Here is a 12,683-nt window from a genome sequence, read left to right as displayed (position 1 = left end):
GGACAAAAAGCGGCTAATGAAGACACAAGCAAAGGCAGAGGCAGAAGGCAAGATTATTATTAAAGATGCGATCGCTGATATTTTCTTACAACAAATTCTAACTCGTCCAAATGAGTTTGATGTTGTAGCAACAATGAACCTAAATGGTGACTATATTTCAGATGCTTTAGCTGCGCAAGTAGGAGGAATCGGAATTGCTCCTGGGGCGAACATTAACTATGTAACTGGGCACGCTATTTTTGAAGCGACTCATGGTACAGCGCCAAAATATGCTGGATTAGATAAGGTAAATCCTTCTTCTGTTTTATTATCTGGAGAATTGCTTCTTCGTCACCTTGGCTGGAATGAAGCAGCAGACCTTATTATGAACTCCATGGAAAAAACTATTGAATCGAAAGTTGTCACTTATGATTTTGCACGTTTAATGGATGGAGCAACGGAAGTAGCATGCTCTGAATTTGCCAACGAACTAATTAAGAATCTATAATATATAGGACTATGAATGATCAAGGGTTCAATATTCTATCTTAAGGAGAGAGTAATATGGCAATTAAACGTCGAAAAATCTCAGTTATTGGTAGTGGATTTACAGGTGCTACCACTGCATTTATCTTAAGTCAGAAAGAACTTGGAGATGTTGTGCTAGTTGACATCCCTCAAATGGAGAACCCGACAAAAGGAAAAGCATTAGATATGCTTGAGTCAACTCCTGTACAAGGCTCTGATGTAAATGTGATTGGCACAAGTAATTTTGAAGATACTGCTGATTCTGATGTTGTTGTCATTACGGCAGGAATCGCTCGTAAGCCAGGAATGAGTCGTGATGACTTGGTCAATACAAATGCAGGGATTATGAAGTCTGTTACGGAGCAAATTGTAAAATATTCTCCTAACGCTTATTTAGTCGTCCTTACCAATCCTGCTGATGCCATGACGTACACTGTATACAAGACTTCTGGTTTCCCTAAGAACCGTGTTATTGGTCAATCTGGTGTACTTGATACAGCTCGTTTCCGTACCTTTGTCGCTCAGGAATTGAATGTATCCGTAGAAGATGTAACAGGATTTGTCTTAGGGGGTCATGGTGATGACATGGTTCCATTAGTACGTTATTCCTATGCAGGTGGGATTCCACTAGAAAAGTTAATTCCTCAAGAACGTTTGGAGGCGATTGTTGAACGTACTCGTAAGGGTGGCGGAGAAATCGTAAACCTTCTTGGAAATGGAAGTGCCTACTATGCACCTGCGGCATCCTTAGTACAAATGGTAGAAGCTATTCTAAAAGATAAAAAACGTATCATCCCAACGATTGCCTACTTAGAAGGAGAGTATGGTCTGAATGGATTATACATGGGTGTACCTACTATTATCGGTGGAGATGGAATCGAAAAAGTAATTGAATTAGAGCTAACTGCCGAAGAGAAAGCGGCATTAGAGGTTTCTGCGGAATCTGTTCGAAATGTCATGAAGGTATTAGATGTCTAAATTTCTACTAAGAACTTGGGCGCCTAGGGGGTTGTAAACCTTAGGTGCTTTTCCTTTTTTTCTTTGTAAAGTAGGAGGATATTACTAGGTAGGTATAGAAAGGAATAGGAGTAACATTATACTGGACTATTGTTATATTCATTTGGAGGATAAAAGCATATGAATCAAAAAGTGTTAGTAGTAGATGATGAACAGTCGATCGTTACCTTGTTGCAATTCAATCTAGAACAAGCTGGTTTCTCTGTCATTGTTGCTTTAGATGGAAAGGAAGCTCTTCAAACAGCAAAAAAAGAAAAACCAGATCTGATCATACTGGACCTTATGCTCCCGGAAATCAACGGTCTTGAAGTATGTAAGGAATTGCGCCACGAAAAGATTTCCACCCCCATTCTTATGTTGACGGCGAAGGGAGATGAATTAGATAAAATCATTGGTCTTGAATTAGGTGCAGATGATTACTTAACGAAACCCTTTAGCCTCGTGAAGTGGTTGCAAGGGTGAAGGCTATTTTGCGTCGAACGCAAATGCAAGCCTCCTCAGATGAATGGCAGCCTGAAGGAATAACGATAGGCAGTCTACGAATCAATCCAGATAATTTTGAAGCTTTTTTTGATGACAAGCCATTGGAACTAACCCCCAAGGAATTTGAACTTCTTGTGTATTTAGCTAAGAACAAGGGGCGAGTATTGACTAGAGATCAGCTTCTAAATTCCGTATGGAATTATGATTTTGTTGGAGATACACGTATTGTTGATGTTCACATTTCGCACCTCAGGGATAAAATCAAAGCAAGTTATATTAAAACCGTTCGCGGTTTAGGCTATAAACTTGAAGGTCCAGATCGCCATGCATAACTGGCTTCTGCGACTTTCACTTTCTCTTGTTTTACTCTCCGTTTTCCATGGATCCTTGTTTTTTCTCCTCTATTATTATTTTCTTCAGCCTATAGGAAGTCATCTCTATGTGAATATAGGTGTTTCTTCCTTATTTCTAGGAAGTCTTTTTTTCTGTATTTATCATTTAATAAGAGTAAATTTATCAGCGATGAATGACATAACGGCTCTCATGGAGGATCTTAGCACGGGCTATTATTGGAGAAGAATCTATCCGGCTCAAAAGCAAGGAGTTCTCAATGAGTTAATTCATCAAACAAATAGACTTGCAGAGAAATTACAAGAAACCATGGAATACCAGCATATGAACGAAGATCGTTTACAAACCTTGATCAAACATATGGCTAGCGGTCTTTTATTTGTCAATCATAAGGGGCGGATCGTACTTACAAACCGCAAGCTCCATAGAATGCTCAATTGGGAAGAAAGTGTGCAGCATAAGCTCTATTATGAGGTGGAGCTACCTGAAGAAATTGTCCACATTATTCAAGATACCTACCTCACTGAAAAAGAAAGTAAGCAGCAAGTAACCATTGGTATGGGTCTAGATTCATTGATTGTGAAGCTCTATGTCGCTCCGGTAAAAGACCATAAAGAAGTTCTAACAGGCATTGTTTTGGTTTTTTATGATATTACGGATATCAAGAAGCTAGAGGGGATGAGAAAGGATTTTGTAGCGAATGTTTCTCATGAATTGAAAACACCTCTGACCTCAATCAAGGGCTTCTCTGAAACGCTACTGGAGGGCGCAATGCACTCAGAAAAGCATCTTAAGCAATTTTTGGAGATTATTCGTCAGGAATCTGATCGCTTACATCGACTAATAGAAGAATTGTTAGATCTTTCTGATCTAGAGCAAAAACGCTTTCGCTTGGAATGGGGCGTTGTTAACCTTAATCAATTGATTGATGATACCATGATGCTTGTCCAAGCAAAAGCGGATCATAAGCAGATTGAGTTAAGATTCCTAGATTCATTGAAGGCACAGATAGAAGGAGATGCTGATCGGATTCGGCAAATCCTGCTTAACTTGATTAGCAATGCTCTTCAATATACACCCGATCAAGGAAAAGTCACCATCTATATTGAGCAGTGGGAAACAAAAGGGTATCGGATTTGTATAGAAGATACAGGAGAAGGCATTGGTGAAGAAGATCTACCTAGAATTTTTGAACGTTTTTATCGTGTGGATAAGGCAAGACATCGAGCTTCAGGTGGAACAGGGTTGGGTCTAGCGATTGTAAAGCATCTTGTAGAAGCGCATCATGGGCAAATTTCTGTGAAGAGTGAAGTAGGAAAAGGAAGTACTTTTTGTGTGTGCTTGTATACAAAAAAAGATGAAACTTTTGTTTTATTGCTACGTAAATTAAGAGGTGTGAATTGAGTATGGAATACAAAGGAACAGATTAAAAAGAAAAGAGGGGAAAATATGGTAAGTATAAAACAAATTTATGCCGGCGTGATCGGTATTATTGTCATAAGTTTGTTATTTTTAGTAGCGACGACAAGCTGGTATACGGTTGATTCATCTGAACAAGCGGTGTTAATTACACTTGGGCAGCCTGATGATACGATCGTTCAAGCTGGGCTTAACTTTAAACTGCCTTGGCCCATTCAAACAGTGAGAAAGGTATCCAGAGAAACCTTCAGCTTAACCTTTGGTTACGAAGATAGCAATGGAGAGATCATTGAGCATACAAAAGAGGCGAAAATGGTAACTGGGGATGAAAATATTATTTTAGCGGATTTAGAGGTACAGTGGAGAATTAGTGATCCTGTTGCCTTTCTATTCAACACCGCAAATCCTCAGAATGTTTTATATAATGCCACTTCTGCTTCTCTAAGAGGTGTCATCGGCAGTTCAAAGGTAGACGATGCGCTGACAGATGGAAGAGCCAAAATCATGAGTGATGTACGTGAATCTTTAACGCATTTAATCGACCAGTATGGTCTAGGGATCACGATTGTTGAAGTAAACCTACAGGATGTCGACTTGCCTAATGAAGAAGTGAAGCTAGCCTTTAGAAAGGTAACAGATGCCAGAGAGGAAATGAATACGAAAATCAATCAGGCGAAGCGTTATGAGAACGAAAATCTAAACGTAGCTCTGGGAGAGAAGGAAGCGATTATTAGTCGTGCAACAGGGCAAAAGATCGAACGTATCGAAACGGCTCGTGGAGATGTTGCCAAGTTTAATGCCCTATACCAAGAGTATGTGAACAGTAAGGATATTACCAAACATCGTCTTATCATCGAAACGTTAGAAACGGTTTTACCAAATGCTCAAATTTATATTATGGATGATGATTCTGGTACGGTGAAGTATTTGCCAATCCAACCACAGAAGGGAGGAAATTAAAGTGAGTGAACAAAACAATGTCTATGAAATGAAGTCAAAATCACCAAAAGATCTAAAGAAGTATACATTGGCTGGTGTGATTATCGTTTTTCTCTTTCTCTTAGGAGCACTCATTTTAAGTAACCTTTTCATCGTTCAACAGAATGAATATAAGGTCGTGCGTCAATTTGGTGAAGTAACAAGAGTCATCGATCAACCTGGCTTAAATTATAAGCTACCCTTTATCCAATCAGTTTCTACCTTGCCTAAGTTTCTTTTGATCTATGATGTTCCACCTGCTGAAATCAACACATTAGATAAGAAGAGAATTATGGTGGATAATTATGCCATATGGCGAATTGAAAATCCAAAGCTGATGATTGAGAATGCCCGTGCGGTATCCGTAGTGGAAGGAAGATTAGGAGATATTATCTATTCCAATATCCGTACAGAGCTAGGTAAACTAAATTATGATGAAATTATTAATAGTGAAAAATCAGCTCGTGGCAGCTTTAATGAAACGGTGAGAGATGAAGTTAATAAGCTGTTGGAAAGAGAGAATTATGGGATTAGAGTGGTTGACGTTCGAATGAAGCGTACCGATCTTCCTGAGAGTAATGAGCAGTCTGTCTTTAACCGAATGATCTCTGAAAGAGAAAGTACGGCTCAATTATACTTGTCCCAAGGGGATGCAGAGGCGAATAAGATTAAAGCAGAAACGGATCGTCAAGTGAAGGAAATGCTGGCGACTGCCAACGCCGAAGCAAAAACGATTATTGGGGAAGGGGAGCAAGAGGCGGCTCGTATCTATAACCAGTCGTATGGAAAGGACCCAGAGTTCTATTCAATGTATCGTACTCTAGAATCGTATAAAACGACATTACAGGGCGAGCCTGTTATGATTATTCCTATTAACTCACCTTATGCTAAGTATTTAATGGGCAGTAACTAAACTGAATAAAGGAAAAAGAAAGGATGGTTCCCCCTTTGACTAAACTTGCTACATGAACATGTTTAGTCCAAAGGCAAGGGAATCTTTCTTTTTTATTTGGGGTTCAAAGGGCGATGTGCTAGAATGAAAGGTGATAATCTGAAGGAAGTTCGGGTGAATGAATATGGAAAAAAAACTCATCATTGTAGATGGTAATAGTATTGCAAATAGGGCATTTTATGCTTTACCCTTATTAAACAACGATAAAGGAATGTATACCAATGCAGTATTTGGTTTTACTAATATTTTACTAAAAATACTGGAAGAAGAGAAACCGACTCATTTATTGGTTGCTTTTGATGCAGGAAAAATTACCTTCCGTCATACAGAATATAAGGAGTATAAAGGCAAGCGTCAAAAGACTCCTTCGGAACTCTCAGAGCAATTCCCGCTCATGAGAAAATTGTTAGATGCCTTTTCAGTGAAACATTATGAATTAAGCGGCTATGAAGCCGACGATATTATTGGGACGATCACAAAAGAGGCAGATCAAGCAGGCTGGAAGACCAAGGTATATACAGGAGATAAGGATATGCTTCAGCTGGTATCAGAGCATATTCATGTAGCCCTCACTAGAAAAGGAATCAGTGAAGTTGAATATTATGACTTAGCTAAGCTAGAAGAAGTATATCAGTTAAAACCAGAACAAATTACGGATCTAAAGGGATTAATGGGAGACAGCTCGGATAATATTCCCGGAGTACCGGGAGTCGGTGAAAAGACAGCGTTGAAGCTCCTTCATCAATTTCAGACAGTAGAAAATATATATGAACATCTGAATGAAGTTTCTGGTAAGAAATTGTTAGAGAACCTGACTGAAAATAAAGAGAAAGCATTTATGAGTAAGGAGCTTGCCACGATTCTTCGAGAGGCTCCGCTTGAAATCAAACTTGATGATGCGGTATATGAAGGGTATCACTCAGAGCAAGTCATCCCGTTCTTTCAAGAGCTTGAATTCAAATCACTAATTGAGCGAGTAGGAGGCAGTGTTGAGGATAGTAAGGTGGAAGCGGAGGACGTAGAGTTTAAGCTCATCGATGAAGAGAAGTCGGCTCTATGGGAGGAAGCTCTTGTATCACCATCGGCTTTGCATCTAGAGGTCTTGCAAGAGAATTATCATCGAGCTCCAATTCTTGGCATAAGTCTTCGAAACGAGAATGGACTGTACTATATTCCTACTCAAGTAGCGTTGGCTTCAGCGAGCTTTAAAGCATGGCTTGAATCCTCTGAACAGAAAAAATGGTTATACGATAGCAAACGAGCTGAAGTGGCTCTGATGTGGCAGGGGATCGCTCTAGAGGGCATTGAGGCTGATTTGTTCTTAGCTTCCTACCTATTAAATCCATCAGAATCAAGCTACGAAATCGATACCTTAGCCAAAGCCCATGCTGGTAAAAGTATTCCCAGTGATGAACAAATTTACGGAAAAGGAGCCAAACAGAAGGTTCCTGACTCTCTTGACGAGTTAGCTCAACATATTGCTAGGAAAGCAGATTTTGTTTTTAAGCTAAAAGAAAAGATAGACCAACAATTAGAAGAGCTTAAGCTGACTTCCTTATTTTTCGATTTGGAGCTTCCGTTGGCAAGAGTCTTAGTGGATATGGAAGTGGAAGGGATTAAAGTCGATCGAAGCAAGCTGGTGGAAATGGGTGAGGCTCTGCAAGGAAGGCTCGATGAATTAACCAAAGAAATCTATGAGCTAGCGGGAACGGAATTTAATATCAATTCCCCTAAACAACTAGGCGAGGTCTTATTTGATAAGCTAGGATTGCCAGTGATCAAAAAAACAAAAACAGGGTATTCCACAAGTGCAGAGGTGTTAGAACAGCTAGAGCCACAGCATGAAGTGGTAGCGAAGATTTTACTCTATAGACAGCTAGGTAAGCTGCAATCAACATATATTGAAGGATTGTTAAAAGTCATATCGGATGATACAGATAAGATTCATACAACCTTCCAACAAACCATCGCAGCGACTGGGAGATTAAGCTCAACAGACCCGAACCTACAAAATATTCCGATACGTTTAGAAGAAGGAAGGAAGATTAGAGAAGCCTTTATCCCTTCCGAAAAAAATCGAGTGATTATGGCGGCCGATTATTCTCAAATCGAACTGCGCATTTTGGCTCATATTTCACAGGATCAAGGACTTATTGAAGCTTTCATGCAGGATAAAGATATTCATACGAAGACAGCCATGGATGTTTTTCATGTACCAGAGGAAGAAGTGACCTCCCTTATGAGAAGACATGCCAAGGCGGTTAACTTTGGTATCGTCTATGGGATTAGTGACTATGGGTTATCTCAAAATCTTCATATTACGCGAAAAGAGGCGAAGGAGTTTATTGATCGTTACTTTGAATCGTTCCCTGGGGTCAAGCGTTTTATGGAGGAGATTGTTCAACAGGCGAAAGCCGATGGGTATGTGACGACTTTATTACAGCGTCGACGTTATTTGCCAGAAATCAATAGCCGAAACTTCAACCTAAGAAGCTTTGCCGAGAGAACAGCAATGAATACTCCGATTCAAGGAAGTGCGGCAGATATTATCAAAAAAGCCATGATCGAAATGAATCATTGTCTAAAAGAAGAGGGATTACAGTCTAAGCTCTTATTGCAGGTACATGATGAATTGATCTTTGATGTGCCGGAGAATGAGATTGAAAAAATGATGAAATTGGTTCCAGATGTAATGGAAAAATCAATCGAGCTGAATGTTCCATTGAAAGTAGACTTAAACTATGGCCCAACATGGTATGATGCCAAATAAGAGATGAGGTATCAATAGGGTTTACCTGCATATATATAAGGGTAGAAAGGAAGAATGAAGTGCCAGAATTACCAGAGGTTGAAGTTGTAGCAAGAACGATTCGAAAAGAAATAAGCGGCAAGGTCATTGAACAGGTGGATGTTTTTTGGCCCAGAATCATCAAACATCCAGATGATCAAGAGGTGTTTAAAGCTATTCTTGAGGGACAAGTTATTGGAGACATCAAACGAATCGGCAAATATTTGATTATTTCCATCGGTGATTCCTATGAATTAGTGGTTCATTTCAGAATGACTGGAAAGTTTAAAATGATTCCTCAAGAGGAGCGAATTGAGAAGCACTTGCATCTATTCTTTCATTTTCAGCAGGAAGAAGAAGGGCTTGCTTATCACGATGTGCGTAAATTTGGCGATTTTTTCTTAGTGCCTAAGGGAGAATATCAGGTTATTAAAGGACTATCCAGAGCAGGAGTAGACCCGCTTTCCGCAGAGTTCACTTATCCTCTCTTTCGCTCGCTAATCAAAGGGAAAAATCGTCACATCAAAGCACTTCTCCTTGATCAATCGGTCATCACAGGATTGGGAAATTATATTTGTGATGAAGTCCTCTGGTTTCATGAAGGCAAAGGAGTCCATCCGAAGCGTCTAGCAAGCTCGCTTAGTGAGAGAGAATGTAAACAGATGTTTACCAGAATTCATGAAGTTATTCGAGAATCGATTCGTTTGGGAGGGAATAGCTTTCGAAACTTCTCCTATGGTGATGGAATGAAGGGGGATTTTAAGAAGATGCTTAAAATCTATGGACGATTGAATGAACCCTGTTTCCAATGTTCAAGTCAGATTGAGAAAACCATTGTAGGAGGTAGAACCTCCCATTATTGCCCTAAGTGTCAAAAGGAAAAATAGATGGATTCCTTATTGCACACAACTCCACCTAATAGAACTCTACTTTATAGGCAAATGTCACCGTTTTAGATCTCTTCCATATCATATAAGTATCGCAACATTGTTTTATTGGAGGAGGAACAACATTGGTCCATTTCGTTTCATTACTTGTCTTAGCTTTTGCCGTAAGTCTAGATAGCTTTGGAGTAGGAATTACGTATGGTATGAGAAAGGTGATTATTCCTATTCGCTCCATCTTCATTATTGCCTTATGTTCAGGCGTTATGATTATTGTCGCTATGGGATTAGGTCAGGGAATGAGCTACTTTATTTCTCCGCGCTTTGCAGAAATGCTAGGTGGGGTCATCTTGTTTTTAATTGGAGTATGGGCTTTATATAATGTATCGCGTTCAAGGGAGCATCAGCAGATTCAGGATAAAGAAGAGGATGAGGAGAGAAACAATCAAGAGGCTGAACAGGATTCAAAACGTGTATGGACGATTGAAATCACTACTCTTGGTATTGTCATTCAGATTTTGCGCAAACCGATGATGGCAGACATGGATCGCTCTGGAGTCATTTCAGGAATGGAGGCTTTTATTTTGGGCATTGCCTTGGCGTTAGATGCCTTTGGAGCGGGGATCGGTGCAGCGTTAATGGGCTATTCGCCCTGGCTTACTGCTGTGTTGATTGCCACAATGAGCAGTTTGTTTGTCTACATTGGTATGAAATTTGGGAGCTTTTTCTCTGATGCTTCCTGGATGAGAAGAATCAGTTATTTACCAGCTATCATTTTAATCACATTTGGCCTACTGAAGATACTCTAAGTGAAATAAGTAAAGAAGAGGGCGGAACCATGATTATTGGATTAACAGGTGGCATTGCCAGTGGAAAATCAACAGTTTCGAGGTTGCTTTTTGACCTCGGGGCTGTCATTATTGATGCAGACAAAATAGCACGTGAAGTGGTTGAACCACATCAGCCTACATGGTGTCATATTAGAGAAGAATTTGGACCTTCTGTCTTTCATGATGATGGGCAGTTAAATCGAACGAAACTGGGTGAAATTATTTTTGCCGATGGACAGGCTAGAGCTAGGCTGAATGCTCTAATTCATCCAGCAATTAGGGCACGGATGGCTGAACGAAGGGATCAAGCCCTAGCAAACGGAGTTGAACTAATTGTATTGGACATCCCTCTGTTATTTGAAAGTGAATTAGAACATATGGTAGAAAAGGTGCTAGTGGTCTATGTACCAGAAGAAATTCAAAAGCGTCGCCTCATGAAGAGGGATGAAATTGATGAGGAAATGGCCGATAAAAAAATAGGGAGTCAAATTCCTATAGAACTAAAAAAAGAGAAAGGACATGCCTTCATCGACAACTCAGGAAGTATTGAAGAAACCAAAAAACAGCTAGAGAAAATATTAGAACAATGGAGACAGGAGTAGAATGAAGTTATCTTTAAAGCATGTGGTTTATTTAATCAGTATTTTTGCTCTATTCATCCTCTTAAATAGTCCTTTTTTCTGGAAAATGATGTATCCGATCCAATTTGAAAGTGAAGTGAAGGATGCCGCTGACTATTTTGAAGTAAGCCCTTATCTTGTTTTAGCAGTGATGCAAACAGAGAGTCGCTTCAATCACGATCGGCTTTCTAAAAAAGGGGCAACTGGACTCATGCAGCTTATGCCTGAAACCGCTAAATGGGCGAATAAGGAAAGCGGATTACATAAGGACCCCAATTCGTATATTGATGATCCAAAGTCCAATATTCTATTAGGAAGCTGGTATTTATCTTATCTTATAAATAAATACGATCAGGATGAACTGAAGGCGATCGTTGCCTATAATGCAGGTCAAGGGCATGTCGATCGTTGGATAGAGTCAGGAATATGGGACGGGACAGAATACCGAATTGATCAAATCCCCTTTGGTGAAACAAGGCACTATGTTGCTAGGGTACTGTATTTTAAGAAGCGGTATGAAGAAATTTATCGAGATCAATTTAATTAGATCCTAGAGAAACCTCTAAAAAGGTCAATGGTAACATACTATTGTACCTTTTTTTATTTTTGTATTTATTTTTTTGGAAAATATGATATACTTAATTTGATCAAAAGCATAATATAGTATAACACAATTAAAAGATAAATGATCTCGTTCAGAGAGGGGACGCGAATGATGAAGACTAAAATAGGGATTAATGGGTTTGGAAGAATTGGGAGAATGGTATTTAGACGAGCTGTCGTAGACCCTTCCATTGAGGTGGTAGCCATTAATGCTTCCTATCCTGCTGAAACATTGGCACATTTGATAAAATATGATTCTGTTCAAGGAATATTTGATAAAGAAATTCGTATAGAAGATCAAGCCCTGATTGTTAATGGACAAAAGATTCAATTATTAGCAGAAAGAGATCCTGCTAGGTTACCTTGGTCCAAGCTAGGGGTAGATGTGGTCGTTGAAGCTACAGGAAAATTCAATGATCGAGAAGGAGCGTCTAAGCATTTCTTAAGCGGTGCCAAAAAAGTGATTCTTACAGCTCCAGGAAAGAACGAAGACATTACCATAGTTATGGGGGTCAATGAGCAAGAATACAACGATGAGCAGCATCAGCTTATTTCAAATGCTTCTTGTACGACAAACTGTCTGGCTCCTATTGTGAAGGTTCTAGATGAAGAATTTACGATTAAACAAGGAATGATGACAACGGTTCATTCTTATACCAATGATCAGAAGAATTTAGATAATCCTCATAAAGATTTAAGAAGAGCAAGAGCCTGCGCTCAATCGATTATCCCGACAACTACGGGTGCAGCAAGAGCGGTGTCGAAGGTCTTGCCTCAATTGGCTGGGAAGCTAAATGGTCTTGCCCTGCGTGTACCGACACCAAACGTATCCATTGTTGACCTTGTCGTTGATGTAGAGAAGGAAGTATCAGTAGAAACAGTTAATCACGTTTTACAACGTGTCTGTGAAGATCACTTAAAGGGAATTATGCAGTATTCAGATGAGCCATTAGTGTCTTCTGATTACATTGGCAATGAACATTCTTCCATCATTGATGGATTGTCTACCATGGTTTTAGGCAAACATCAGATTAAAGTACTTGCTTGGTATGATAACGAATGGGGTTACTCTTGCCGTGTTGTTGACTTGGTGAAATATGTAGGTGACAGAATGATGGATGATAGCAAGAGCTCGGCTCAGGTTGCAGACAGAGAAGAAGAAGTATTGTATACTTAAGAAAAAGGGAGCGAAAGATAAGCTCCCTTTTTCTTAAGTAACCGGAGGCGAAGTGTGACATGGGATTAAAAGAG

At 39.6% G+C, this 12,683-nt stretch carries 11 protein-coding genes and 1 pseudogene; all 12 read left to right on the top strand.

What is annotated here, in order from left to right; translation table 11 throughout:
* Positions 1-487 (top strand): isocitrate/isopropylmalate family dehydrogenase (locus tag JCM10596_RS22010; protein ID WP_025028955.1); only part of this gene is annotated, 487 nt, incomplete at its 5' end.
* A 56-nt stretch (positions 488-543) separates the two neighbouring features.
* The gene (gene mdh / locus JCM10596_RS22005; RefSeq protein WP_025028954.1) at positions 544-1,485 is read left to right on the top strand and encodes a malate dehydrogenase; all 942 of its coding nucleotides are present in this window, start codon (positions 544-546) and stop codon (positions 1,483-1,485) included.
* Positions 1,486-1,644: 159 nt separating this feature from the next.
* Positions 1,645-2,339: pseudogene (locus JCM10596_RS27040) on the top strand (response regulator transcription factor).
* A gap of 190 nt (positions 2,340-2,529) precedes the next feature.
* Complete coding sequence (gene pnpS, locus JCM10596_RS27035; protein ID WP_159102388.1) at positions 2,530-3,762, top strand: two-component system histidine kinase PnpS; 1,233 nt, start codon at positions 2,530-2,532, stop codon at positions 3,760-3,762.
* Positions 3,763-3,807: 45 nt separating this feature from the next.
* A complete protein-coding gene (gene hflK / locus JCM10596_RS21990; protein ID WP_025028952.1) occupies positions 3,808-4,737 on the top strand; it encodes an FtsH protease activity modulator HflK in 930 nt (309 codons plus the stop codon).
* 1 nt (position 4,738) lies between these two features.
* Positions 4,739-5,668, top strand: coding sequence for a protease modulator HflC (gene hflC, locus JCM10596_RS27030; protein ID WP_234410611.1), 930 nt, complete (start codon positions 4,739-4,741; stop codon positions 5,666-5,668).
* 157 nt (positions 5,669-5,825) lie between these two features.
* Complete coding sequence (polA, locus tag JCM10596_RS21980; protein WP_034682064.1) at positions 5,826-8,477, top strand: DNA polymerase I; 2,652 nt, start codon at positions 5,826-5,828, stop codon at positions 8,475-8,477.
* Positions 8,478-8,536: 59 nt separating this feature from the next.
* Positions 8,537-9,382: a DNA-formamidopyrimidine glycosylase gene (gene mutM, locus JCM10596_RS21975; protein WP_025028950.1), complete on the top strand. Its 846-nt coding sequence runs from the start codon at positions 8,537-8,539 to the stop codon at positions 9,380-9,382.
* A gap of 125 nt (positions 9,383-9,507) precedes the next feature.
* Positions 9,508-10,188, top strand: a complete 681-nt coding sequence (gene ytaF, locus JCM10596_RS21970) for a sporulation membrane protein YtaF (RefSeq protein WP_025028949.1) — start codon at positions 9,508-9,510, stop codon at positions 10,186-10,188.
* A 29-nt stretch (positions 10,189-10,217) separates the two neighbouring features.
* Positions 10,218-10,811, top strand: a complete 594-nt coding sequence (coaE, locus tag JCM10596_RS21965) for a dephospho-CoA kinase (protein WP_025028948.1) — start codon at positions 10,218-10,220, stop codon at positions 10,809-10,811.
* A 1-nt stretch (position 10,812) separates the two neighbouring features.
* A complete protein-coding gene (locus JCM10596_RS21960; protein WP_025028947.1) occupies positions 10,813-11,376 on the top strand; it encodes a lytic transglycosylase domain-containing protein in 564 nt (187 codons plus the stop codon).
* 168 nt (positions 11,377-11,544) lie between these two features.
* Entirely contained in the window at positions 11,545-12,609 is a 1,065-nt protein-coding gene (locus tag JCM10596_RS21955; protein ID WP_025028946.1) for a glyceraldehyde-3-phosphate dehydrogenase, read from the top strand.
* The last annotated feature ends 74 nt before the right edge of the window (positions 12,610-12,683 follow it).

The organism is Caldalkalibacillus mannanilyticus JCM 10596, from assembly GCF_000615945.1.
Lineage (GTDB): Bacteria > Bacillota > Bacilli > Caldalkalibacillales > JCM-10596 > Bacillus_AT > Bacillus_AT mannanilyticus.
This window is presented reverse-complemented; position numbering and strand designations above follow the sequence as displayed.

What these genes read in the sequence shown, in the direction of transcription:
- JCM10596_RS21960 (WP_025028947.1), top strand. Translation starts at nt 10,813, where the DNA reads ATGAAGTTATCTTTAAAGCATGTGGTTTATTTAATCAGTATTTTTGCT.
- mdh (WP_025028954.1), top strand. Translation starts at nt 544, where the DNA reads ATGGCAATTAAACGTCGAAAAATCTCAGTTATTGGTAGTGGATTTACA.
- pnpS (WP_159102388.1), top strand. Translation starts at nt 2,530, where the DNA reads ATGAATGACATAACGGCTCTCATGGAGGATCTTAGCACGGGCTATTAT.
- polA (WP_034682064.1), top strand. Translation starts at nt 5,826, where the DNA reads ATGAATATGGAAAAAAAACTCATCATTGTAGATGGTAATAGTATTGCA.
- JCM10596_RS21955 (WP_025028946.1), top strand. Translation starts at nt 11,545, where the DNA reads ATGAAGACTAAAATAGGGATTAATGGGTTTGGAAGAATTGGGAGAATG.
- coaE (WP_025028948.1), top strand. Translation starts at nt 10,218, where the DNA reads ATGATTATTGGATTAACAGGTGGCATTGCCAGTGGAAAATCAACAGTT.
- hflK (WP_025028952.1), top strand. Translation starts at nt 3,808, where the DNA reads ATGGTAAGTATAAAACAAATTTATGCCGGCGTGATCGGTATTATTGTC.